Raw genomic sequence first — 23413 nt, 5'->3', positions numbered from 1 at the left:
GCCTGCGTACGTACTGGAGGCCGGCCGGTTTCCGGAATGCGTGCAGGCCGTTCGCGCATCGCCATTCAAGGCGCGGCGCACGAGCAGTACGCAAGTTATGCAGCGCCGCCCTCGACCCTGTCAGGGCGGCGTTTTGTTTGGCGGCGTGAAAAGTTTTTCCGCCGAGCTCAACGCCCGTAAGGAATACCGGTCGACTGAATCCAGCCCATCCAGTGAGCGAACAGGATGAACAGGAACAGTGAGATCGACAGACCCACCCGCGTGGCGAGCGACCAGACCATCCGCTTGGTTTTGCCCTTGTCATGCATCATGAAATACAGCGCCGACACCATACTGGCGATGATCAGGACGAAGGCGATGGGAACGAGAATGTGCATGGAACCAACTGAAACCAGAAAGCGCAGAGGCAAGACGTTTATTATCGCACCGCGCGTCGGCGTCTGCCGTAGGTTCCAGACGTGGGCGCAAGCGGTGATGCCGGAGTGCGTTCGATGAAGTTCCGCCTCATTCCCGCGCTGCTCATTCTGCTGGTGATCGTGGTGACGGTACGGCTCGGTTTCTGGCAGCGCGACCGCGCACATCAGAAGGAAGCGCTCGAAGCGCACATCACGCAGTTCGAAAACGCGCCCGCGCTGCCCATAAGCGCTACGCCGGTCGCACTGAAGGACATCGAATTCCATCGCGTGAAGGCACGCGGCAGTTTCGTCGCGGATAAAGTTGTCTATCTGGATAATCGCCCGTATAACGATCAGCCGGGCTTTTATGTCGTGATGCCTTTTAAACTGACCGACGGCGGTTATGTGCTGGTCAATCGCGGCTGGCTGCCGCGCAACGTGAACAATCGCGAAACCATCGCGCCGTACGCCACGCCGCAAGGCGAGATCGAAATCGAAGGCATTGCGCGTGCCGATGCCTCGCGTGCTTTCGAATTGGGACAGGGCGGATCGGCCGCACATCAGAAGATCCGTCAGAATCTGGATAGGGCGGCCTACGCTGCGGAAACCGGGCTGCCGTTGCAATCGTTCGTGATCCAGCAATTGAGCGACGATGGCGACAAACTGGTGCGCGACTGGCCGGCGCCAACCACCGGCGTCGAAACCAACTACGGCTACATGTTCCAGTGGTGGGGCATGGCGGCCGCGGCGCTGATCTTCGGCCTGTACGCCGCGCGCCGCGCCGCGAAGAAAGAGCACGCCCCGGGCGTGTAACGCATCGCCTGCGGTTTCGTGCCCTGAGTAAGGGGCTCGAAGCCGCGCAATCATTGAAAGAGGTCCTGTAGTGTCGACGCAATCTCCCCGTTCGCCGCAAGCCGGCAAACCCGCAGCTTCGAAAGTGATGCCTGGTCAACCCAATGGCGAGGGATCGTGGAAGCGTGGCCGCTGGATGCTCCTGTTGCTGGCGGTCATCTGCGCCGCGCCGATCGTCGTATCGTATTTCGTTTACTACGTGGTCAAGCCGACCGGCGGCAGCACGAGCTACGGCACGCTGGTTGAACCGCAGCGGCCGATTCCCGATTCGCTCGTCGTCACGGGTGAAGATGGCAAGCCGATCAAGCTCGCGTCGCTACGCGGCCGCTGGCTGCTGATCTCCGTCGACAACAGCGCATGCGACAAAGCCTGCGCCACCAAGCTGTACTTCATGCGACAAATCCGCGCAGCTCAAGGCCCGGAACGCGAACGCGTCGTCGAAGTGTGGCTGCGCACCGATGCAGGCAACGTGTCCGACGTGATACAAAAGGCCTACCCCGACACCAACATGCTGATCGCCAATCCGGCGCAGGTGTCCGCATGGCTGCCGACCGACACCGGCACCCAACTCACCGACCACATCTATATGGTCGATCCGAACGGCAATCTGATGATGCGTTTCCCGAAAGATCCGAACCCCAGCAAGATCAAGGGCGACGTGACCAAGCTGCTCAAATGGTCGAGCATCGGCTGATGCCGCAACAAGGGTAAGAAAGATGTTCGTATTGCAACTGGCCTTGATCGGCTTGTGTATCGCGTTGTTGCCGCTCTCCTATGTATGGGTCAAGGCCGACGACAACAAATTCCGCAAGCTGGTGTGGCTCACCACTTTCCTGACGCTGGACCTGGTGATGTTCGGCGGCTTCACGCGTCTCACCGATTCCGGTCTCGGTTGCCCGGACTGGCCTGGTTGCTATGGCACGTCGTCGCCGTTCATCGCGCACGCCGCGATCACCGCGGCGCATCAGTTGATGCCGACCGGTCCGGTCAGCATGACCAAGGCCTGGATCGAGATGATTCACCGTTACTTCGCGATGGCGATCGGCGTGCTGATCATTGCGCAGACGGTGATTGCGTGGGCTGCACGTATCAAGCGCCGTCCGCTGCATGTGTCGCCATGGTGGCCGACTTCGCTGCTGCTGCTGATTCTCGTGCAGGGCGCATTCGGCGCGTGGACCGTGACCATGAAGTTGCAACCGATCATCGTGACGACCCATTTGTTGCTCGGCCTCGCGTTGCTTGGCATGCTCGGCTGGCTGGCCGCACGCCAGACGCCGCTGCCGGCGTATGAGCCCGAAGCCGCGCGTTGGCGCGCGGCGGCGATCGCCGGTCTCGTGCTGCTTGTCGTGCAAATCGCATTGGGCGGTTGGGTCAGCACCAACTACGCGGTGCTCGCCTGCACGGACTTCCCGACCTGCAACGGCCAATGGGTCCCGCCGATGGACTTCGCGCACGGCTTTCACCTGTGGCGCGCCCTCGGCATGACCGGCGACGGCGACATGATTACGCAAGATGCGCTGGTCGCGATTCACTGGACGCACCGCACGTTCGCGATCGTCGTGGTCGCCTATCTGGTCTGGTTTGCGCTGAAACTGCGCCGATTCGAGTCATTGCGGCGGCCGGCGAACGGCGTGTTGCTAGTGGTGCTGATCCAGTTCATTACCGGCCTGTCGAACATCGTCCTGCAATGGCCGTTGCCCATTGCGGTCGCGCATAACGGGGGAGCCGCGATCCTGCTGCTTCTGCTCGTTATGTTAAACTTTCGGATCGCTTATAGCCGTCCCGGCCGCGCCGTGTTGCCTGCGCGCGATGCCGCGCCAGCGTGACCCCACATGGACAGCACAACTCTCTCCCAAACGCCCGGTAGCCGGGTCTCCCAGTACATCGCCCTGACGAAGCCGCGCGTCACGCAGCTCGCTGTGTTTTGCGCAGTCATCGGCATGTTTCTGTCGACGCCTGGCATGGTGCCGTGGACCGTCCTGATCGGCGGCACGGTTGGCATCTGGCTGTTGGCCGGTGCGGCGTTCGCCATCAATTGCCTGATGGAACAGAAGATCGACGCGAAGATGCGTCGTACCTCGTGGCGGCCGTCCGCGCGCGGCGAAATCACTACTCCCCAAATCCTGCTGTTTTCGGCCGTGCTCGGCGGACTCGGCATGTGGACGCTTTACACGTTCGCCAATCCGCTGACCATGTGGCTCACGCTCGCCACCTTCGTCGGCTATGCAGTTATCTATACGCTGCTGTTGAAGCCCGCCACGCCGCAGAACATCGTAATCGGCGGGGCGTCGGGTGCAATGCCGCCGGCACTCGGTTGGGCCGCCGTCACCGGTCACTTGCCGGGCGACGCGTGGATTCTCGTGCTGATTATTTTCGTGTGGACGCCGCCGCATTTCTGGGCGCTCGCACTGTATCGCCGCAAAGACTACGAGAACGCTGGTCTGCCAATGTTGCCGAATACGCACGGCGAAAAGTACACGCGCCTGCATATTCTGCTGTACACCGTGATCCTGTTCGCGGTCACGATGATGCCGTTCATCTCCGGCATGAGCGGCGTGGTGTACCTCGCGGCGGCTGTGTTGCTTGGCGCCGTGTTCCTCGCGTATGCGTGGAGGATCTATCGGGAATATTCCGACGACCTGGCACGCAAGACCTTCCGTTACTCGATCGTTTATCTGTCGCTGCTGTTCGCCGCGCTGTTGATCGACCACTATGCGCGCGTCGTGATCGGCGCGTAACACCCATGCTTACACAACGCTTTGTGCGCGCGGCGCGTGCCGCCGCGCGTGTCACCCTGATCGCTTGCGCACTCGGCGGCGCGTTGCTGGTGGCGGGCTGCGGCAAGCAGCCGCCGGCGTTCCAGAACCTCGACATTACCGGCAACACGCAATTCGGGAGCAACTTCTCGCTGCCCGATACGTCCGGCAAAGTCCGCACGATGGCGGACTACAAGGGCAAGGTAGTGGTGCTGTTCTTCGGCTACACACACTGCCCGGATGTCTGCCCGACCACCATGGCCGAGCTCTCGCAAGCGCTCCAGCAACTCGGTCCGGAAGACGCGAAACGCGTTCAGGTGCTGTTCGTCACCGTCGATCCCGACCGCGACACGCCAGCCCTGCTCGCGCAATACGTGCCGGCGTTCAACCCGACGTTCGTCGGCTTGCGTCCGGCGGACCAGGCGCAGCTCACCAAGATCACGAAAGACTTCCGGGTCTACTACGCGAAAGTGCCGGGCAAGACGCCTGATAGCTACACGATGGACCACACGGCCGCGAGCTATGTGTTCGACCCGGACGGCAAGTTGCGGCTGTTCGCGCGCGACGGCCAGGGCGCCACGCCGTGGGTGCACGATATCAAGCTGCTGCTCGATTGATGTAGCGATGCAACGGGCGTGTGCGTTTGCCGCGCGCCCGTATTCAATTTCCCTCGCTGCAATCCTCAAGCCGGCATCGGCAAATTCATTCCCGGCGCTAGCCGCGTTGCCTTGAACTCCGTTACCTCGTAACGCGCGAGCTTCTGTTCGGCGAACGGGTCGCTGGCGAGAATCTCATCCAGCTTATCGCGCTCGATGCGCACCGCCAGAATGATGCCGCCGTCGCGCGGCACTTTCGGGCCGGCCGCGACGAATACGCCTGCTTCGAACTGTTTGGTCAGAAACGCGCGGTGTGCTTCCAGCGTATCGTCGACGCGTTCGAGCGATGCGGTGTAGGTGAGATTGATGACGTACATGGGCGTTCTCGTAAGCGAATGAATGGGCCACCAGGGTTCGCGGCATTGGCCTTCAATTATCGGTCACCAGACGATTCGTTGCGCACGGTCTACGTCGGTAAATCTCTCTGCGCGCGGTTGCAGAGGTATAACCATATGCGATCGTGATATTTCACATCTCGCCGGGCATATGAGACCATTTACGGTCCAGTTGGCGGCGCGTTCACAAGACGTTTGCTACCGGCTTCCACCCGAATCTGACATCGATCAGAAAAAGAGAGAATCACATGCAGCGCAGAAACATCCTTAAAGCCCTCTCGGCCGTAGTCGCCAGCGCGGCGATCGTCACCAGCTTCGGCGCACATGCCGACGACAAGGTCATCAAAGTCGGCACCATCGGCGGCCCGGATGCGCAAATCTGGGAAGTCGTCACGAAAGTGGCGAAACGCGAAGGCTTGAACGTGAAGGTCATCGAATTCAACGACTATGTGCAGCCAAACGCAGCACTGGACGCGGGTGACCTGGACGCCAATAGCTTCCAGCATCAGCCGTACCTTGATAGCCAGGTCAAGCAGCGTGGCTACAAGATCGTCAATGCCGGTCTGACGTACATTTCGCCGCTCGGCATCTATTCGAAGAAGCTGAGGTCGCTGAAGGATCTGGCACAAGGCGCGAAGATCGCGGTGCCGAACGACCCGTCGAACGAGAACCGCGCGCTGTTGCTATTGCAGGCGCAGGGCGTGATCAAGCTGAAGGCTGGAGCGGGCACGAACGGCAATAACGCAACGCCGCTCGACGTCGCCGAGAATCCGAAGAAGATCAAGCTGCTCGAACTCGATGCAGCACAACTGCCGCGCTCGCTGTCGGATGTCGATGCTGCCGCGATTAACACGAACTTCGCGCTGGCCGCCGGTCTGCAGCCGACCAAAGATGCGATCGCGCTCGAAGATATCCGCAGCCCGTACGCGAACCTGATCGCCGTGCGCGCGCAAGATAAGGACAAGCCGTGGGTCAAGAAGCTGGTTGCGGCTTACCAGTCGGAAGACGTGCGCCAGTTCATCAAGATGCAGTTCAAGGGTTCGGTAGTGCCGTCGTTCTAGGCGATCGATCCTCCAACTCCAGCTCCCATCGCTCGATCGTCAGATCCTTGCCGAAGCGCTGCTCCGCTGTCGTGCAGGCGAGCTGGAAGCCGGCGCGTTCGCATAGCCGCCGCGGCTCTTCGAGCGTGCTGGCAGTGGTCAGCGTGAGTTTGGTGTATCCCGTGCGTCTGGCGAACCGCACGCATTCGCTCATCAACTGCGTGCCGATGCCAAGACGCTGGACGTCCGGTTCGACCCACAACAGCCGCACGCCGGCTACCGTCGTCGACACCCCGACAATGCACACCGAGCCGACCACCATACCCTCCTGATCGGCGACCCAGCACATCTCGCGCACCGGGTCCCTGCGTTGCGCGTAATCGGCGACGACGCGCGCAAGCACACCTTCGAACGATTGATCCCAGCCGTATTGCGCGGCAAACCACTGCGCCTGCCGATGCACGAGCCAGCCGCACTCGCCGGCGCGCGGTTGCCGAAGGATCACGAGTTCGTGCTGCGGCTTGCTGTCGAGCAGCCGCTCGATCACCTTCATCGCGGCGATCAACTGTTCCTGAGAGAGTGTCGTGAGGCTGTTCAGCAACGCCGACACTTCTTCGATCGCAGCCTTGTCGAGCGGGGCGTAGGCGGCGTGGCCGTTGTCGGTGAGGGCGATCAGCGACTGGCGCGCGTCTGTGTCTGACGGGCGCCGCGTAATCAGATTGCGTCGTTCGAAGCTGGTCAGAAGGCGGCTGAGGTAGCCGCTGTCGAGGCCGAGGTTGCGTCCGAGCACCGAGGCCGTCTGCGCGCGTCCGCGAGACAGTTCATGCAGAACACGCACTTCCGTCAGCGAGAAGGCGCTCTTTGCCAAATGCTCATGTAGCGCGCCAATGTGCTGGGTATAGAAGCGGTTGAAATGGCGGACGGCCTGAGCGCGCCGCAGCGCCTCGGAATCGGTCAAATGCTGCTCCCCGGGGAATTTTATGGCTTCCTAGCCAGCACTATATTGGAACGTATCTCATTAAAAAAGCCGTACGACGACGAGACACATTCGACTGGTATCAGAAAGGTATTGATTCTCGCAAGCCCATTCGAGCAATGAGGACCAGTGCGGACCGTATGGATGCCCGCCAGTATGCCGGATAGGGGTAAATCCCGATCCCTGAAATCAGCCCTCCGACGCCCGTAAACCACCTTCTGAGGCTTACCCAGCAAGGCTTTTCACGAGATCATACCAACATAATACCAATCAATTGACTGGTATTATTTTGGTTATATAATGGGCTCTCATTTTCGTAGGCCGCATTCTTCGAGACGACCGCCGGAGCCCCATGGAAACTCGCTGGTCCGCACTGATGCCTGACGCTCGCAACGTCACGCCGCTCTACCTGCAGCTTGCGCGCAATCTGGCGACGGCAATCCACTGCGGCGTGTGGTCGGCGGGTGAGGCGCTACCTTCGGAGCGCACGCTCTCTGATGCGATCGGCGTGTCGCGCATTACCGCGCGCAAAGCGATCGAGCTGCTGGTCGAGCAGGGTCTGATCCGGCGGGCGCGAGGCGCGGGCAGCTTCATCACGCCGCGCGTAGAAGATCCGCTGTCCCGGCTTACCGGCTTCACGAAAAAGATGCAGCAACGCGGTTTCCGAGCGGATTCGGTATGGCTCGAGCGCGATATCCGCGCCGCCAACCGTGACGAACTGGTGCACCTTGGCCTGTCGCCCGGCGCGGCGGTGACGAGTCTGCGGCGACTGCGGCGCGCGGACGGCATCGTGATGGCGGTCGAGCATTCGGCGCTGCCGGCGGCGATCGTGCCCGATCCGCAGGCCATCGGCGTCTCGCTTTACAGCTATCTCGAACAACGTGGCGCCGCCGTCGTGCGCGCCTTGCAGCACTTTCGCGCGGTCAACGCTTCGAGCGAGATCGCTTCGTTGATGGATATCGAACCCCGCTCGGCGTTGCTGGTCATTACCCGTATCGGGTATAGCGCGGACCAGCGTGCGATCGAACTGACCGACACCTATTGCCGCGACGATTACTACGACTTTGTCGCTGAATTGCGCACCTGAATAGCGCGCCTGATTGGCACACCTGAGCAGGCCGCGCGGCCCGCCGTCACGTGCGGCGCCACCGCACGCAATTCAGTCACACCCCGCATTACGCCTCACCAGAGAGAATCATGCTGACCGGAAACATACTCACCACCGATGGGTGGATTCACGGCACGCTCGAATATGAAAACGGCCGCATCACGGCACTGACCGGCGAACGCGCCGATCCGTCGAAGAACGACGCGCCGTACATCCTGCCCGGCTTCATCGATCTGCACGTGCATGGGGGCGGTGGCTCCGACGTGATGGAAGGCGATGATGCGATCGAAACCATCACCCGCACGCATGCGCGTTACGGCACGACCAGTCTGCTCGCCACTACGATGACCGCACCGCGCGACGAACTGATGAGCGTCGTCGCGGGTCTGGGCAACAACGCCCGCATTCGCACACCAGGTGGTTCGCGCGTGCTCGGCGTCCATCTGGAAGGTCCGTATATCAACCCTGGCAAGCTCGGCGCGCAGCCGGACGCCGCCGTATCGGCGGTTATGGACGAAGTACTGAAGTATCTGTCGATCGCACCGATCCGCGTGGTCACGCTGGCGCCGGAAATCGCCGGCCACATGGAGATCATCTCCGAGATGGCGGCGCGTGGCGTGCGCGTGCAACTCGGCCATTCGCTCGGCACTTACGACGACGCCGTCGCCGCACTCAAGCACGGTGCTTGCGGCTTCACGCATCTTTTCAACGCGATGTCGCCGCTGCATCACCGCAATCCCGGTCTCGTCGGCGCCGCGCTCGCGCACGCCGAATTCGCCGAAATCATTCCCGACTTGCTGCACGTCCATCCGGGCGCGATCCGCGCCGCGTTGCGCGCGATTCCGCGCCTCTATGTGGTGACGGACAGCACCTCGGCTACCGGCATGCCCGACGGTGAGTATCGCCTCGGCAGCCAGCATGTGACGAAGTGCCTCGGCGGCGTGCGTCTTGCCGACGGCACGCTCGCCGGCAGCACCCTGACCATGGATCAGGCGCTGCGCAATCTCGTATCGATCGGTTTGCCGATCGCCGATGTTTCAAACCGTTTGTCGCGCTACGCCGCCGACTACCTCGGCATCGAAGACCGCGGCCGTATTGCGCGCGGTGCGTGGGCCGATGTGGTCGTGTTCGATCGTGAACTGGCGTTGACTGCGACTTACGTCGAAGGAGAAGCAATTGTCGAATATGCTTAAAGAGGCGCTGGCGTCCGCTGAAACGGTCGCCGCGCAACTCACGGACACCTCGCGCGTCGAGGCGTTGGCGGCGAAGCTCGCCCAGCAGCCGCGCCATGTCGCGCTGACGGTCGCACGCGGCAGCTCGGACCACGCGGCGAGTTACTTCGCAAGCCTGACGATGAGCCGCCTCGGCGTGCCGGTCGCGTCGCTGCCGATGTCGGTCGCGACATTGCAGCAAGCGCCGCTACAGGTGCGCGATCAACTCGCACTGGCGTTCTCGCAATCGGGCAAGAGCCCCGATCTGGTCGGCACGATAGAAGCGCTGCGCAATGCCGGCGCGTTGACGGTGGCCGCAGTGAATGCGCCGAGCTCGCCGCTGGCGGACGCATGCGAATTTCACCTGCCGCTCGTCGCGGGTCCGGAACTGAGTGTCGCGGCCACCAAGAGCTACATCGCGATGCTGTCGATTTCCGCGCAACTGGTCGCGCACTGGCAGAAAGACAATGCGCTGCTCGGCGCGTTGAACACGCTGCCCGAGGCGCTGCACGTCGCGGGCAAGCTGGACTGGTCGAAAGCGGTCGACGAATTGCGTGGCATCGAACGCATGATCGTGATCGGCCGCGGTCTGGGCCTCGCGATCGCGCAGGAAGCCGCGCTGAAATTGAAGGAAACCTCCGGCATCCAGGCCGAAGCGTTTTCGAGCGCGGAAGTGCGGCACGGTCCGATGGAACTGATCGATCGCGACTACCCGCTGCTGGTTTTTGCACCGCGCGGTCCGGAGCAGGCCGGCTTGCTGCAACTCGCGAGCGACATGCAGGCCCGCGGCGCCCGCGTGCTGCTCGCTGCGCCCGACGACGTGCCCGAAGCGACCCTGCCGCTCGCCACTACCGCTCATGCGGCGCTCGATCCGATCGCCGCTATCCTGTCCTTTTACGTGATGGCCGCCGGCCTTGCCGCCGCACGCGGGCGCAATCCTGACGCGCCACGCCATCTCAACAAAGTCACCGAAACTCACTGACGAGAAATCAGATGCGACGTGTCGAGGAGTCCCGCTTGATGAGCCATTCTGAAGGCCATATTGTTTTGCTCGCGCCGATGACCGGTCCGGTCGTGCCGCTGGCGAATGTGCCCGACCCTGTGTTTTCGGGCGGCATGTTCGGCGACGGAATCGGCATCGATCCGATCGAGGGGCGACTCGTCGCGCCGTGCGATGGCATCATCACCCATCTCGCGCGTACCGGTCACGCGGTCACACTCGCGACGGCCGAGGGCGTGGAGATTCTGCTGCACATCGGCATCGATACGGTCGAGTTGAATGGCAAGGGCTTTGCGCCGATGGTCGCGCAAGGCGCACAGGTGCGCACTGGCGACGTCCTGATCGAGTTCGATCAGGATCAGGTCGCGCTGAATGCGCCGAGTCTCGTCTCGGTGATTGCGATTGCCAATTCGGACGCGTTCGAGATTGTCGAGCGTGCGCCGGGCGGCATGCTGAAGGCAGGCGAAACGCCATTGCTGGTGCTTCGTGCTCGCGATGGCGATGCGGCGCATGCATCGCGGCAGGCGAGTGCTACCAACATCACTGAAGAAGCCCGTCAGCAAGTCACGCTGGTTCACGCCGGCGGTTTGCATGCGCGGCCAGCCGCGCGCGCTCGTGAAGCTGCGCGCGGTTTCGATGCGCGAGTCGAAGTACGGTACGAAGGGCGTAAAGCGGCGATCGAGAGTGTGGTTGGTTTGCTCGGTCTCGGCGCCGGTGAAGGTGCGACTGTCGAGTTGCTCGGCGTCGGTCCGCAAGCTAAAGCCGCGATTGAGGCGATCGCCAACGAATTGACGCGTGAAGCGCACGGTGAAGTCGAAGAAAAACCGGCCCGGCAGAGCTCGCCGGCGCCGCAAGCAGTCGCCCACGCTGCGGGCGAAGCGCTCGCGCCGAATACGCTTGCGGGAGTGTGCGCGTCGCCTGGCGTCGCGGTCGGAAAGCTGGTGCGTTGGGACGATGCGGATATCGATCCGCCGGAAAAGGCGAACGGCACATCGGCGGCTGAAAGCCGTTTGCTCGACAAGGCGATTGCTACTGTCGACGCCGACCTCGGTACTACTGTGCGCGATGCGTCGCAACGCGGTGCGGTGGGTGAGGCAGGCATCTTCGCGGTGCACCGTGTACTGCTCGAAGATCCGACCCTGGTCGACGCCGCGCGCGATCTGATCAGCCTTGGCAAGAGCGCCGGCTTTGCATGGCGCGAAGCGATCCGCGCACAGATCGCCATCCTGATGAATATCGAAGATGCGTTGCTCGCTGAACGTGCCGCCGATCTGCGTGACATCGAAAAGCGCGTATTGCGCGCGCTCGGTTATACGAATGCCGCGGCCCGCACGCTGCCGGAAGAAGCGGTGCTGGCGGCCGAAGAGTTCACGCCGTCGGATCTCTCGTCGCTGGATCGCACGCGCGTCACTGCACTCGTGATGGCGCGTGGCGGTGCCACTTCGCATGCGGCGATTCTCGCGCGGCAAGCGGGCATTCCGGCGCTGGTGGCAGTCGGCGATACCTTGCTCGCGATTCCGGAAGGCACGCAGATCGTGGTGAACGCTACCACCGGGCGTCTCGAATTCGCCCCGACCGAGCTCGACGTCGAACGTGCGCGTCTTGAGCGTAGCCGCCTTGCAGGCGTGCGCGAAGCGAACCGTCGCACGTCGCAACAGGCGGCGGTGACTTCCGATGGCCGTGCGATCGAAGTCGCCGCGAACATCGCCACGCTCGACGACGCGAAAACCGCCGTCGACAACGGCGCCGATTCCGTCGGCTTGCTGCGCACCGAACTGCTGTTCATTCACCGCGCTGCGGCGCCGACCACCGACGAACACCGTCAGAGCTATCAGGCCATCGTCGACGCACTGAATGGCCGCACGGCGATCATTCGTACGCTCGACGTCGGCGCAGACAAGGAAGTCGATTACCTGACATTGCCGCCCGAACCGAATCCTGCGCTCGGCCTGCGTGGCATCCGCCTCGCACAGGTGCGCCCGGATCTGCTCGACGATCAATTGCGCGGTCTGCTGGCTGTGCAACCGCTCGGCGCCGTACGGATCCTGCTGCCGATGGTCACGGATGTCGGTGAATTGATCCGCATCCGCAAACGCATCGACGAATTCGCCCTTGAATCGGGCCGGACCGAACCGATCGAAGTCGGTGTGATGATCGAAGTGCCATCGGCTGCGTTGCTCGCCGATCAGCTGTCGCAACACGCGGATTTTCTGTCGATCGGCACCAACGATCTGACGCAATACACACTTGCCATGGACCGTTGCCAGGCCGATCTCGCGGCCCAGGCGGACGGCTTGCACCCGGCCGTGCTGCGCCTGATCGCGGCGACCGTGCAGGGCGCGAACAAACACGGCAAATGGGTCGGCGTATGCGGCGCACTGGCCGGTGATCCGGTCGCGATGCCGTTGCTCGTCGGCCTCGGGGTGACCGAGCTCTCGGTGGACCCGGTGTCGGTGCCGGGCATCAAGGCGCGAGTGCGCAACCTCGATTATCAACTGTGCCGCCAACGCGCCCAGGATGCCCTGGCGCTGGAGTCGGCGCAGGCGGTAAGAGCAGTGAGCCGCGAAACCTGGCCTTTGGACTGAACCCCACACAGTTCGCAACCAGCTTCGCTCAGTAACCACGTAAAGCTAGAACTCAACGACGACTGTCGACAACGAGACAAGAATTGGAGGTATCAATGGATGGGAATCCGTTTCTGAAGATTCAGCGCCTGGGACGCGCGCTGATGCTGCCGATTGCAGTGCTGCCGGTTGCCGGCCTGCTGCTGCGACTGGGCCAGCCCGATGTGTTCAACATCAAGATGATCGCCGACGCCGGCGGCGCGATCTTCGACAACCTGCCGTTGCTGTTCGCAATCGGCGTGGCGGTCGGTTTCGCGAAAGATAACAACGGCGTGGCAGGTCTCGCGGGTGCGATCGGTTACCTGATCGAAATCGCGGTGATGAAGGACATCAACGACAAGCTCAACATGGGCGTGTTGTCCGGGATCGTGGCGGGTATCGTCGCGGGCTTGCTGTACAACAAGTACAAAGATATCAAGCTGCCCGACTACCTCGCATTCTTCGGAGGGAAACGCTTCGTGCCGATTGTCACCGGCGTGGTTTGTCTGGTGATAGGCATTGTGTTCGGCTACGTGTGGCAGCCGGTACAAGGCGTGATCGATACGGCCGGTCATTGGCTGACCACCGCGGGTGCGCTCGGCGCGTTCGTGTTCGGCGTGTTGAACCGTTTGCTGCTCGTCACGGGTCTGCATCACATTCTCAATTCGCTGACGTGGTTCGTGTTCGGTACCTTCACGCCGCCGGGCGGCGTCGCGGTGACGGGCGACCTGCACCGTTTCTTCGCGGGCGACCCCACCGCGGGCACGTTCATGACGGGCTTCTTCCCGGTCATGATGTTCGGCCTGCCGGCCGCGTGTCTGGCGATGTTCCATGAAGCGCCGAAGGAGCGCCGCGCCCTTGTTGGCGGCCTGCTGTTCTCGATGGCCCTCACATCGTTCCTGACGGGCGTGACCGAGCCGATCGAGTTCAGTTTCATGTTCCTCGCACCGGTGCTGTATGTGATCCACGCGTTGCTGACCGGTCTGTCGCTCGCGATCTGCTCGGCGCTAGGCATTCACCTCGGCTTCACGTTCTCCGCCGGCGCAATCGACTACGTGCTGAACTACGGCCTGTCGACCAAGGGCTGGTGGGCGATTCCGATCGGTCTCGTGTATTCGGTGGTGTATTACGGACTGTTCCGCTTCTTCATCCGCAAGTTCAACATGGCGACGCCAGGCCGCGAACCCGCAGCCGAAGACGAACAGATCGAGTCGTTCACGGAAGGCGGTTTCGTTTCGCCGGTTGCCGGTGCAGCCGTGCCGCGCGCGCAGCGTTATATTGCTGCGCTGGGTGGTGCGTCGAACCTGACGCTGGTGGATGCCTGCACGACGCGTCTGCGTCTGTCGGTGGCCGACTCCAACAAGGTCTCCGAAAGCGAGCTGAAGACTATCGGCGCGCGCGGCGTGCTTAAGCGCGGCTCGACCAATGTGCAGGTGATCATCGGACCGGAAGCGGACATCATTGCCGATGAAATTCGCACGGTGATCGCGCAAGGCGGTGGCGATGCGATGAAGCCGGCTGCTGCTGCACCCGCTGTCGCCGCAGCGCCTGTGGCGGCTGCAAGCGGTGCTGAAGGCGGTCCACTCGACCCGGATCCGCTGCGTTGGCTCGCCGTATTCGGCGGCGCGGGCAACGTCGTGTCGCTGGATGCAGTGGCGGCAACGCGTCTGCGTATTGTGGTTCGCGATCCGTCGGCGGTCGACCGTCAACGTATGGCTACGCTCGATACGGCGTGGGTTTCGGCGGACACGTTCCACATCGTAGTTGGCGACGCAGCCCAACGCTACGCTGCACAAATGGCGACGCGTCTGTCGTCAACGGGCGGCGGCGCAACGCCTCTGCCCGCGTGATGTAAGGTTAAGGAGCGGCCTGCGCCGCTCCATTGCCGCGCTTCTCGTCTGACGGCACGGCAATAAAAAAGCGGCACCTTGATTCAAGGTGCCGCTTTTGCGTTTACCAGCGCGTGGCCGGCAACGGTTACATCAATGCGTCTTATGCTTGCCTGCTTCCAAAGGCCGGCGCGATTCCAGCCACATCACGTTGATAATGCCGAACGCCAACGCTACGCCAATGCCGAGAAGCCAACTGAAATACCACATCACAAACTCCTGTTAATCGTATTCCTGATCAATACATCGAATGGTGATTTTCTTTGAGCGCCGCGGCGGTTACCTTGCCTCGCATCACGCGATACACCCAGCTCGTGTAGATCAGGACGATCGGCAGGAAAATGATCACGGCGATCAGCATGATCTGCAACGTGAGGCGGCTCGAGGTCGAATCCCACACGGTCAGGCTGCTGCGGCCGTCGAGTGAGGAGGGCATGATGAACGGGAACATCGAGAAGCCCGCCGTCAGAATCACGCCGATGATCATCAGCGAGGTCGACAGAAAGGCGCTCTTTTCAAAGCGCGAGCGCGCCAGCAACAAGGCAAGTACGCCGCCGACCAGACCCGCCACCGGCGCGATCACCATCCACGGATAGTTTGCGTAGTTGGTGAGCCACAGGCCGGGCGCACCGATCACGTTCTTCAGCAGCGGATTGGCAACCGTATCGAGCGGCGCGGCATCGACGATCTGATAGCCGCCGATCATCGTGCCGATCAGCGCGCCGGCAAGCAGGAACAGCACCACGGTGGCGAGCGACGCGATCCGCAGCGCCAACGAAGCACGCTCGGCGACGATGTCGTCTGCCTTCATCTTCACAAAGGCTGCGCCGTGCGCGGCCAGCATCGACACGCTCACGAGCCCACACAGCACGGCAAACGGGTTGAGCAGCGCGAAGAAACTGCCGTGATACGTGACGCGCAGATCGGTGTCGAACGAGAATGGCACGCCTTGCAGCAGGTTGCCGAACGCCACGCCGAACACCAGCGCGGGTACGAAGCCGCCGACAAACAAAGCCCAGTCCCACGCACTGCGCCAGCGCGGGTCTTCACGCTTGCTGCGGTAGTCGAAACCGACCGGCCGGAAGAATAGCGAAAACAGTACCAGCAGCATCGCGAAGTAGAAGCCGGAGAACGACGCGGCATACACCAGCGGCCACGCGGCGAACATCGCACCGCCCGCTGTGATGAGCCACACCTGATTGCCTTCCCACGTTGCGCCGACCGTGTTCACGACGATGCGCCGCTCCGCGTCGGTCCTGGCGATGAACGGCAGCAGAATCGCCGCGCCCATGTCGAAGCCGTCGGTGAGGGCGAAGCCGATCAGCAGTACGCCGATCAATACCCACCAGATCAGTTTGAGGGTTGCGTAATCCATGATGATCTTTCCCTTGGAACAGAGTGGCGGCGAATCATGCGGCCGTGTTGGTCGGCAGCGGCTGATTCAGCGGCTGTTCGTGGTGATAGCGCCCGGTGTGCAGCGACGAAGGTCCGAGTCGCGCGTACTTGAACATCAGCATGATTTCGATGATGAACAGCACCGTGTAGAACACAACGAAGCCGCCAATGCTCAAGTAGAGATCCCCAGGCGTCAGACTCGAAGCGGACAACGCGGTCGGCAGAATACCGGCGATGGTCCACGGTTGACGGCCCACCTCAGCGACGATCCAGCCGAATTCAGCAGCAAGCCACGGCAGCGGAATCGCCCATACGGCCCAGCGCAGGAACCAGCGGCGCTTCTCCAGCAGCAAGGAGCGTTGTGCGCAGAACCAGAACGCCAGTACAAAGGTCGCGAGGAACAGGATGCCGAGGCCGACCATCAGGCGGAACGAGAAGAACACGGGCGCCACCGGTGGAATCGTCTTCTTGGCGGCCTGCACGATCTGATCCGGCGTGGCGTCGGTGACGTTCGGAGTGAACTGCTTGAGCAACAGGCCGTAGCCGAGGTCTTGCTTGTGTGCGTCGAAGGCCGCTTTGGCTTCGTCCGTGGCATCCCCTAGCTTCAGCTTTTGCAGCGCGGCGTAGGCGAGCATGCCGTTCTTGATGCGCACTTCGTTTTGCGCCATCAGGTCTTTCAGGCCGACTACCGGCTCGTCGATCGAGCGCGTGGCGATCAGGCCGAGCGCATACGGAATGCGAATCGCATAGTCGGTGCGTTCTTCCTTCTGGTTCGGGATGCCGATGATCGTAAATGGTGCGGGCGCAGGCGCCGTTTCCCATTCGGATTCGATGGCGGCCAGTTTGACCTGCTGAACTTCGCCGGTGCGGTAACCGGATTCGTCGCCGAGCACGATCACGCACAATGTCGACGCCAGACCGAAGCCGGCGGCGATGGCGAAGGAGCGCAAGGCAAACTCGGTGTCGCGGCGCTTCAACAGATACCACGATGACACACCTAGCACGAACATCGAAGCGGTCACGTAACCGGCCGATACGGTGTGCACGAACTTCACTTGCGCGACCGGATTGAACAGCACCGAGAAGATGCTGTCGAGTTCCATGCGCATGGTCTGGTAGTTGAAGGTGGCGCCGACCGGATTGTTCATCCAGCCGTTGGCCACCAGAATCCACAGGGCTGACAGGTTCGAGCCGAGCGCGACGAGGAACGTGACGGTCACGTGCTGCACTTTCGAGAGCCGGTTCCATCCGAAGAAGAACAAACCGACGAAGGTCGACTCGAGGAAGAACGCCATCAAACCTTCAACGGCCAGCGGCACGCCGAAAATGTCGCCGACATAGTGCGAGTAGTACGACCAGTTGGTGCCGAACTGGAACTCCAGCGTGAGACCGGTGGTGACGCCCATCGCAAAATTGATGCCGAACAGCTTGCCCCAGAACTGGGTCATGTCCTTGTAGATCTGCTTGCCGGTCATCACATAAACGGACTCCATGATGACGAGCAACCACGACAGACCAAGCGTAAGCGGCACGAATAGAAAGTGATAAAGCGCCGTGATGGCGAACTGGAGGCGCGACAGTTCTACGACTTCGCTAACGGGCATGTTGATCACCTTGGGACGGATGCGAGGCAGGCACGGACAGCAGCGCCTGCGCAACTTGTTCAGGCGGCAGCGACATATGCTCCGCCTGCGGATGGTTGAAGAATGTGTATTTGAGCGCCATCAGCAGTGCGAACTTGATGACGAGCACGATGGCGATATCCCGCGCCAGCGTCGGACCGCGCACCCAGGCGCCGAACCGTTTGCGTAGGCTCGAGCGAGGGTTGTTATCGGGATTCAAGGCTATGGTCATGATCGGTCGAAGGCGACTTCATACCGGTGATTCCGGCTGGATCCAGGTCGCCTGAGCGGTCTGGCAAGTGCATCCCGATTCTAGAAGCAAGGACCTCGCACGCGTAAGTTCGGCACTGCGACATTGGGTCGCGAACATTGTCCTGTGCGAACAGTATTGCTATGAGGTTTGTGATACGTCAAGAAACGCGTGCAGGGCGGGTATGTTCTTGAGTGAGTGCGCATGCGTCTGCGATTGAGCGCATGCATCGTCGAGTGGGCACAAAAAAGCCCTGCCTTCTTGCGAGGGCAGGGCTCTGCGACTAAACAGCGCACGCCGGACGAGCCGGCACAACTAAAGGTTTTAAGCCTTACGCATATTCGGCCAAAGCGCCGCGCATTTTCTTCATTGCGCTCGCCTCGATCTGACGAATACGTTCGGCCGAGACGCCGAATTCGTCGGCTAGTTCGTGCAGCGTCGAACCACCAGAGCCGTCGTCTTCCACCTTCAGCCAGCGGGCTTCGATGATGCGGCGGCTGCGGGCGTCCAGCGCTTCCAGCGCGCTCGCGATACCGTCGCTTTGCAGCTTGTCGCGCTGACGCGAAGCCAGCACGGCAGTCGGCTCGCTATGCGAGTCGGCGAGGTAGGCGATCGGCGCGTACGACTCTTCACCGTCTTCGACCTGGCCTTCCAGCGCAATATCGCCGCCGGACAAGCGCGTTTCCATCTCGGCCACTTCTTCGCGCTTCACGTTCAGCTCTTTGGCAAGACCTTCGATCTCGTCAGGCGTGAACGCGCCCAGGCCCTGCTTGTGGCTGCGCAGGTTGAAGAACAGCTTGCGCTGCGCTTTGGTGGTGGCAACCTTCACCATCCGCCAATTGCGCAGGATGTATTCGTGGATCTCAGCCTTGATCCAGTGCATGGCGTATGACACGAGCCGTACGTTCTGCTCCGGGTCGAAGCGCTTCACAGCCTTCATCAGGCCGATATTGCCTTCCTGGATCAGGTCGGCATGCGGCAGTCCATAACCAAGGTAATTGCGCGCGATCGAGACGACCAGCCGCAGGTGCGACAGGACGAGACGGCGCGCGGACTCGAGGTTGTCCTGCTCGCGAAATTCAGTGGCGAACTGGCGTTCTTCCGCCGGCGTCAGCATCGGAATCCGATTTACGGCCTGGATGTAGGCGTCGATATTGCCCAGCTGGCCGGGCAGCAGCGAGGAATGCGAGAGCGCCAGTGCACCTGCCGAAGCGGCCTTAGCCGACGACGGGCTCAGAGTACTCGGAAGGGTCATTGCATGGCTCACGTAGGAAACTCCTTTGGAATCAGACAAAAGCGTATTCAGTTAAACGACTCCAGCGTTGGATGTTAGCACTCTGATTTGCCGAGTGCTAATACTTAGAGGCTGTAGGGGCATCCAAGTTCCGCATATTCCTATTGAAATTTCGGTTTTGATAGCCATGTGGTGCCTCTGCAAACGGTCGCGTGTAGGCCGTAGGATTTACCTGGCAAAGCGCCTCCGTTCTTATAAGTGACCGATTTTTTCTAAAATTGAAGTGACTAATTGCGAGAATTTAGGTTTCTTCATACGATCCGCCGGATGTAGATTATCTTTAAAATAAACGGGACAGTGTCCGCTGATCAACGTTCGGCTAGCTCGGGTGCTCGATGAAGAACAAAAAAAGCGCGTTGTGTGGTCTGGCTCTAAAGGGTGCTTCGGCGGCTATTCTGTTTAGCGCTTCAGGACTGGCCGCAGCCGACCAGTTTGGCGTGCAGATTGCCGGCGGCGTTGGGGATCACCACATTAAAAAGCTCGATCTCGGCCTGGTTTGGGATCCGAATTTGACGTGGTGGCAGATCGGCGATTGGCATTTCTCGCTGATCGGCGAAGCACACGTGGCCTGGTGGCATACCAACGAAGGGACTGTGCACGAAAATATCGGCGAAATCGGTGTGACGCCGATCATTCGCTTCATTGACGGAGCGGGTGCGATTCGTCCGTATATCGAAGCGGGCGCCGGAATCAGGCTTCTTTCGAGTCCGAGGATATCTTCTGACCTCACACTCGCCACAGCGTTCCAATTCGCCCCCATGGCGGGCGTCGGCCTGCAATTTGGCAGCCGCCAGCAGTACGAAGCGGGCTACCGCTTCCAGCATATTTCCAACGGCGGTATCAAAGAGCCGAATCCTGGTATAAATTTCCACCAGCTATATTTGCAATATAACTTCTGACGACCGTGGCCACGTTCGGCTCACCGGTGCGAGGGGCTGAGCAATGGCGGCAAAGATAATCGAAGCGATTCGCGGGCTCGAGCGGGAGCGCTTTCGTGCGATGGTCGACGGCGACGGGCCGTCGCTCGATACCTTGCTCGCGGACAACGTGAGCTATGTCCACACGAATGGCAAGCGCGAAACGAAGCGGCAGTTCATCGACGGTATTACGGCCGGGCGCCGCCGCTATCGGCAGATCGAGGTGCAGTCGCAAGATGTGTTGCCGGTGGGGCGTGAGACCTGCGTCGTCACCGGGCGCGCGTTGATCGAAATGGAAGCGAATAACGGGGCGCTGCTGTTTCCAATTGCGTATACGGCGATTCATGTGCAGGAAGACGGGCAATGGCGTCTGATCGCTTGGCAGGCGACGCGTTGCGCGATCGAGTGAGCCTTTTGAGCTCACTCCGTTTCGCGGCTTGCGTTTGGTGAACGCTCAAGCTGCTACGCGCTGCAGATCCTCATCGCTCCGCACTGGCCGCTGCGCCGCAACACCCGCATACGGATGCCGCGGATGCACCGGAATCTGATTGCAGCGTTCCACCACGCGTCGCACTGCGTCGATATCGGAGAAGTCGAGACCCGGGTCGATGCCCTGCGCGTGAAGGTTCATCGCGACCGTCACGAGGTCCACGTTGCCCGTGCGCTCGCCGCTGCTGAACAGACATCCTTCGACGCGATCCGCGCCCGCCAGCAGCGCCAGTTCCGTGGCGGCCACGGCGGTGCCGCGATCGTTATGCGGATGCACCGACAGCACGATGCTGTCGCGATAGCCGAGATTGCGATCCATCCATTCGATCTGGTCGGCGAACACGTTCGGTGTCGCGGCCTCCACGCTCGCGGGCAGGTTGACGATCATCTTGTGATCGCGTGTGGGCTGCCACGTCTGCGCGACCGCATCGCATACTTCGCGCGCGTACGGGAAGCTCGGTCGTATTGAAGGTTTCGGGCGAATACTGGAAGGTCCAGCGCGTATCGGGCCGCGCTTGGGCGTGTTCCTTGATGAGGCGCGTGCCTTCTACCGCCAGCGCCTTGATTTCGTCCTTCGACTGGTTGAAGACGATCTTGCGAAACGACGGGCAGATCGCGTTGTACAGGTGCACGATGGCGCGCGGCGCGCCCTCCAGCGAGTCGAACGTGCGCGCAATCAGTTCAGCGCGCGACGGCACGAACACTTCGATCGTCACGTCATCGGGAATGCGCTTTTCTTCGATCAGTTTGCGGACGAAATCGAAATCGGTTTGCGAGGCCGACGGGAAACCGACTTCGATCTCCTTGAAGCCGATCGCCACCAGCATTTCGAAGAATTCGAGCTTTTGCGCGGCATTCATCGGTTCGATCAGCGCCTGATTGCCGTCACGCAGATCGGTGCTCATCCAGATGGGCGCCTGGTTGATCGTGCGGCTTGGCCATTTGCGGCCGGTGAGGCGCACAGCGGGGAAGGGGCGGTATTTTTCAGCGGGATTGCGCAACATGATGAACCTCGTTCGTTGTGTCGTATGCGAAAGGGTGTGGCCTCGAGCGGCAGGCGGGCTGCCACGGATGCACGGCCCGCCAGCCGGTGGCTAGCGGTAACAACGAACGGGCGCGAACGAACAATGTCATGGTGACGGCGAAAACGAACGTGGATGATGCCCATGCAACGTGCATTTGACCCTCGCGCTTCGTCCGAACGGTAAACGGACGAATGCAAACGACTACAGGTTGTGAAGAATTATGGTCGGGGGTGAAACGGGAACTGCGGAACTGCTTTTGAGGACCGCGCTTTGGTCAACGCAAGTTGACAGCGCGCGGCGCTACGTCTGACTTACGCTAGACGTAGCGATAGAGGCCGCGCCAGGCGGCCGAAGGTAATTCGGAGGGTGTTCGGAAGGGAACGCATGGGTCTAATGTATGACGGCTCGCAGTAGCGTGTCAACCTGCGGCCCCATATTCGGCGCGGGCATGCGGCACCGTAAGCGCCGTACCGCACTCCCGCTGCGCACGTTACATGGGCGTTTTCGCGACATCCGCGATCAACTCCACCTGCCGTTCGATCGCGCTCGGGACCGGCGCTTCGCCGCGCAATACGGCGCTGATCCACGCGGCCGTGGTGGCGGCGTCGCGAGCTTCAGGCAAGTCGACTTCAGGTGCGTCGGGCGACGAGCGTTCATGCGGCACGCGCGTTTCGCAGATGCCGTCGTGCAGCCAGTCGACCTGCACCTGGCGCCGCGTGTCGGCCACCGCTTCGCCTTCGGTGCCGCGCGCGAGCAGGGCGCCGCCGTCTGCGGCGTCCCGGTGCGTGTTGAACAACTGCGTGAGACTGTCACGATACGGAGGATGCGTGTAGTTCACGAGCCGCAGCCCCGCGGGCGCGAACGGCTGCAGGATTTTCACGAGCGTATGCGTTGAATTACGCACGCCCATCCGCCGACGTAGCGAGAGAAGGCGCGCGAGCTTTGGCGCGAGCACGTCGATTGGCGCGAACGCAAGGCGCCGCTCGGCGAGACCGTCTTCGATATCAGCGTGCAACTGTGCGTGCGGAATCTGCAGATGCATGAAGATTTCAGCGCTCGTCACGCGACCCGGATCTTCGGTGACGCCATGCACCAGCACCGGTACACCCTCGCGTGCCAGCAGTAGCGCGAGCAGCGGCACCAGGTTGGGCTGTTTGCGCGCGCCGTTGTACGTGGGTATCGACACGGGCCGGAACGCCGCGTGTGGCAAATGAATCGGTTCGAACGACGCATGCGCGCCGGCCAGCATGGCGGCGAGTTCGTCGGCGGTTTCGCCCTTCACGCGATACGCGAGCAGCACGGCGCCGAGTTCGAGATCGGCCACGCGGCCGTCGAGCATCGCGGTGTAGAGCGCGCGCGTATCTTCAGCGGTCAGGGCGCGGGCGCCGTTCGGGCCGCGGCCGATTTCCTTGATATAGCGGGCGCAGGGGAAAGGGTTGGCGGTGTCGGCAGAGTCAGTCATCGGGCGCAGTGGGACGGGGTGGCGTGCCGCCTTTGGGCGATTGGCCACGGTATTCAAAGGGCACTATTGGGTGTGAGTATCGCATCTATAGCAATCCCGCGAGATGACGTGCCGGAACCGCCAGGCCGCGCGGGCCGG

Annotated in this window: 22 protein-coding genes and 1 pseudogene; 13 read left to right on the top strand and 10 right to left on the bottom strand. The window is 61.7% G+C overall.

The features are described 5' to 3' along the window. Positions 1-167: 167 nt before the first annotated feature. A complete protein-coding gene (locus ACUN0E_RS39840) occupies positions 168-377 on the bottom strand; it encodes a twin transmembrane helix small protein (RefSeq protein WP_007179452.1) in 210 nt (69 codons plus the stop codon). A gap of 114 nt (positions 378-491) precedes the next feature. Between ACUN0E_RS39840 and ACUN0E_RS39835 the strand changes: the two genes are divergently transcribed. From ACUN0E_RS39835 to ACUN0E_RS39815, 5 genes are all read left to right on the top strand, one after another. Next, positions 492-1208 carry an SURF1 family protein gene (locus ACUN0E_RS39835; RefSeq protein WP_408339566.1) on the top strand — a complete coding sequence of 239 codons (717 nt, stop codon included), beginning with the start codon at positions 492-494 and terminating at the stop codon, positions 1206-1208. Between the two features lie 70 nt (positions 1209-1278). Then, complete coding sequence (locus ACUN0E_RS39830; protein ID WP_408231869.1) at positions 1279-1941, top strand: SCO family protein; 663 nt, start codon at positions 1279-1281, stop codon at positions 1939-1941. 22 nt (positions 1942-1963) lie between these two features. Then, positions 1964-3073 (top strand): COX15/CtaA family protein, encoded by a 1110-nt coding sequence (locus ACUN0E_RS39825; protein ID WP_445570046.1) that lies wholly within the window; start codon positions 1964-1966, stop codon positions 3071-3073. Positions 3074-3079: 6 nt separating this feature from the next. Next, positions 3080-3985, top strand: coding sequence for a heme o synthase (gene cyoE / locus ACUN0E_RS39820; RefSeq protein WP_408231875.1), 906 nt, complete (start codon positions 3080-3082; stop codon positions 3983-3985). Positions 3986-3990: 5 nt separating this feature from the next. Next, the gene (locus ACUN0E_RS39815) at positions 3991-4620 is read left to right on the top strand and encodes an SCO family protein (RefSeq protein ID WP_408339561.1); all 630 of its coding nucleotides are present in this window, start codon (positions 3991-3993) and stop codon (positions 4618-4620) included. Positions 4621-4685: 65 nt separating this feature from the next. Here the strand turns inward: ACUN0E_RS39815 and ACUN0E_RS39810 are convergent, their stop codons facing one another. Then, positions 4686-4976: a YciI family protein gene (locus tag ACUN0E_RS39810; protein WP_408231881.1), complete on the bottom strand. Its 291-nt coding sequence runs from the start codon at positions 4974-4976 to the stop codon at positions 4686-4688. A 266-nt stretch (positions 4977-5242) separates the two neighbouring features. Here ACUN0E_RS39810 and ACUN0E_RS39805 point away from each other — a divergent pair, with 266 nt between their 5' ends. Then, the gene (locus ACUN0E_RS39805; protein WP_445570045.1) at positions 5243-6055 is read left to right on the top strand and encodes a MetQ/NlpA family ABC transporter substrate-binding protein; all 813 of its coding nucleotides are present in this window, start codon (positions 5243-5245) and stop codon (positions 6053-6055) included. Here the strand turns inward: ACUN0E_RS39805 and ACUN0E_RS39800 are convergent. Further along, complete coding sequence (locus tag ACUN0E_RS39800; protein ID WP_445570044.1) at positions 6027-6992, bottom strand: bifunctional helix-turn-helix transcriptional regulator/GNAT family N-acetyltransferase; 966 nt, start codon at positions 6990-6992, stop codon at positions 6027-6029. The genes ACUN0E_RS39805 and ACUN0E_RS39800 overlap by 29 nt on opposite strands. A 370-nt stretch (positions 6993-7362) precedes the next feature. On the opposite strand from ACUN0E_RS39800, the gene ACUN0E_RS39795 reads away from it, so the two are divergent. The 5 genes from ACUN0E_RS39795 to nagE all read left to right on the top strand — a co-directional run bounded on the left by ACUN0E_RS39795 (position 7363) and on the right by nagE (position 14782). Then, complete coding sequence (locus ACUN0E_RS39795; RefSeq protein WP_408231890.1) at positions 7363-8097, top strand: GntR family transcriptional regulator; 735 nt, start codon at positions 7363-7365, stop codon at positions 8095-8097. Between the two features lie 110 nt (positions 8098-8207). Then, entirely contained in the window at positions 8208-9311 is a 1104-nt protein-coding gene (gene nagA, locus ACUN0E_RS39790) for an N-acetylglucosamine-6-phosphate deacetylase (protein ID WP_325046262.1), read from the top strand. Next, a complete protein-coding gene (locus tag ACUN0E_RS39785) occupies positions 9304-10311 on the top strand; it encodes an SIS domain-containing protein (protein WP_445570594.1) in 1008 nt (335 codons plus the stop codon). The genes nagA and ACUN0E_RS39785 overlap by 8 nt, the downstream gene beginning before the upstream one ends. Before the next feature lie 38 nt (positions 10312-10349). Then, positions 10350-12914, top strand: coding sequence for a phosphoenolpyruvate--protein phosphotransferase (gene ptsP / locus ACUN0E_RS39780; RefSeq protein ID WP_445570043.1), 2565 nt, complete (start codon positions 10350-10352; stop codon positions 12912-12914). A gap of 95 nt (positions 12915-13009) precedes the next feature. Then, positions 13010-14782, top strand: a complete 1773-nt coding sequence (gene nagE / locus ACUN0E_RS39775; RefSeq protein ID WP_445570042.1) for an N-acetylglucosamine-specific PTS transporter subunit IIBC — start codon at positions 13010-13012, stop codon at positions 14780-14782. Between the two features lie 132 nt (positions 14783-14914). On the opposite strand, the gene cydX is transcribed toward nagE, so the two are convergent. The 5 genes from cydX to rpoH all read right to left on the bottom strand — a co-directional run bounded on the left by cydX (position 14915) and on the right by rpoH (position 19355). Next, the gene (gene cydX, locus ACUN0E_RS39770; protein WP_325046259.1) at positions 14915-15031 is read right to left on the bottom strand and encodes a cytochrome bd-I oxidase subunit CydX; all 117 of its coding nucleotides are present in this window, start codon (positions 15029-15031) and stop codon (positions 14915-14917) included. A 28-nt stretch (positions 15032-15059) separates the two neighbouring features. Continuing rightward, positions 15060-16196: a cytochrome d ubiquinol oxidase subunit II gene (gene cydB, locus ACUN0E_RS39765; protein ID WP_445570041.1), complete on the bottom strand. Its 1137-nt coding sequence runs from the start codon at positions 16194-16196 to the stop codon at positions 15060-15062. A 34-nt stretch (positions 16197-16230) separates the two neighbouring features. Further along, positions 16231-17820, bottom strand: a complete 1590-nt coding sequence (locus ACUN0E_RS39760; protein ID WP_408231902.1) for a cytochrome ubiquinol oxidase subunit I — start codon at positions 17818-17820, stop codon at positions 16231-16233. Next, entirely contained in the window at positions 17810-18070 is a 261-nt protein-coding gene (cydP, locus tag ACUN0E_RS39755; RefSeq protein ID WP_408231905.1) for a cytochrome oxidase putative small subunit CydP, read from the bottom strand. Before cydP ends, ACUN0E_RS39760 begins: the two co-directional genes overlap by 11 nt. A gap of 349 nt (positions 18071-18419) precedes the next feature. After that, on the bottom strand, positions 18420-19355 hold the full coding sequence (gene rpoH, locus ACUN0E_RS39750; protein ID WP_408231908.1) for an RNA polymerase sigma factor RpoH: 936 nt from the start codon (positions 19353-19355) through the stop codon (positions 18420-18422). Positions 19356-19717: 362 nt separating this feature from the next. On the opposite strand from rpoH, the gene ACUN0E_RS39745 reads away from it, so the two are divergent. Beyond that, positions 19718-20281, top strand: coding sequence for an acyloxyacyl hydrolase (locus ACUN0E_RS39745; protein ID WP_445570040.1), 564 nt, complete (start codon positions 19718-19720; stop codon positions 20279-20281). Between the two features lie 43 nt (positions 20282-20324). Continuing rightward, positions 20325-20708: a nuclear transport factor 2 family protein gene (locus ACUN0E_RS39740; protein WP_445570039.1), complete on the top strand. Its 384-nt coding sequence runs from the start codon at positions 20325-20327 to the stop codon at positions 20706-20708. A 102-nt stretch (positions 20709-20810) separates the two neighbouring features. On the opposite strand, the pseudogene ACUN0E_RS39735 reads toward ACUN0E_RS39740, so the two are convergent. Together ACUN0E_RS39735 and ybiB are read right to left on the bottom strand one after the other, a co-directional pair. Continuing rightward, positions 20811-21792: pseudogene (locus tag ACUN0E_RS39735) on the bottom strand (2-isopropylmalate synthase); the annotation flags it as partial. A 511-nt stretch (positions 21793-22303) separates the two neighbouring features. Then, positions 22304-23275 carry a DNA-binding protein YbiB gene (gene ybiB, locus ACUN0E_RS39730; protein WP_445570038.1) on the bottom strand — a complete coding sequence of 324 codons (972 nt, stop codon included), beginning with the start codon at positions 23273-23275 and terminating at the stop codon, positions 22304-22306. Positions 23276-23413 lie beyond the last annotated feature (138 nt).

Source organism: Paraburkholderia sp. D1E (assembly GCF_052682275.1).
This window is presented reverse-complemented; position numbering and strand designations above follow the sequence as displayed.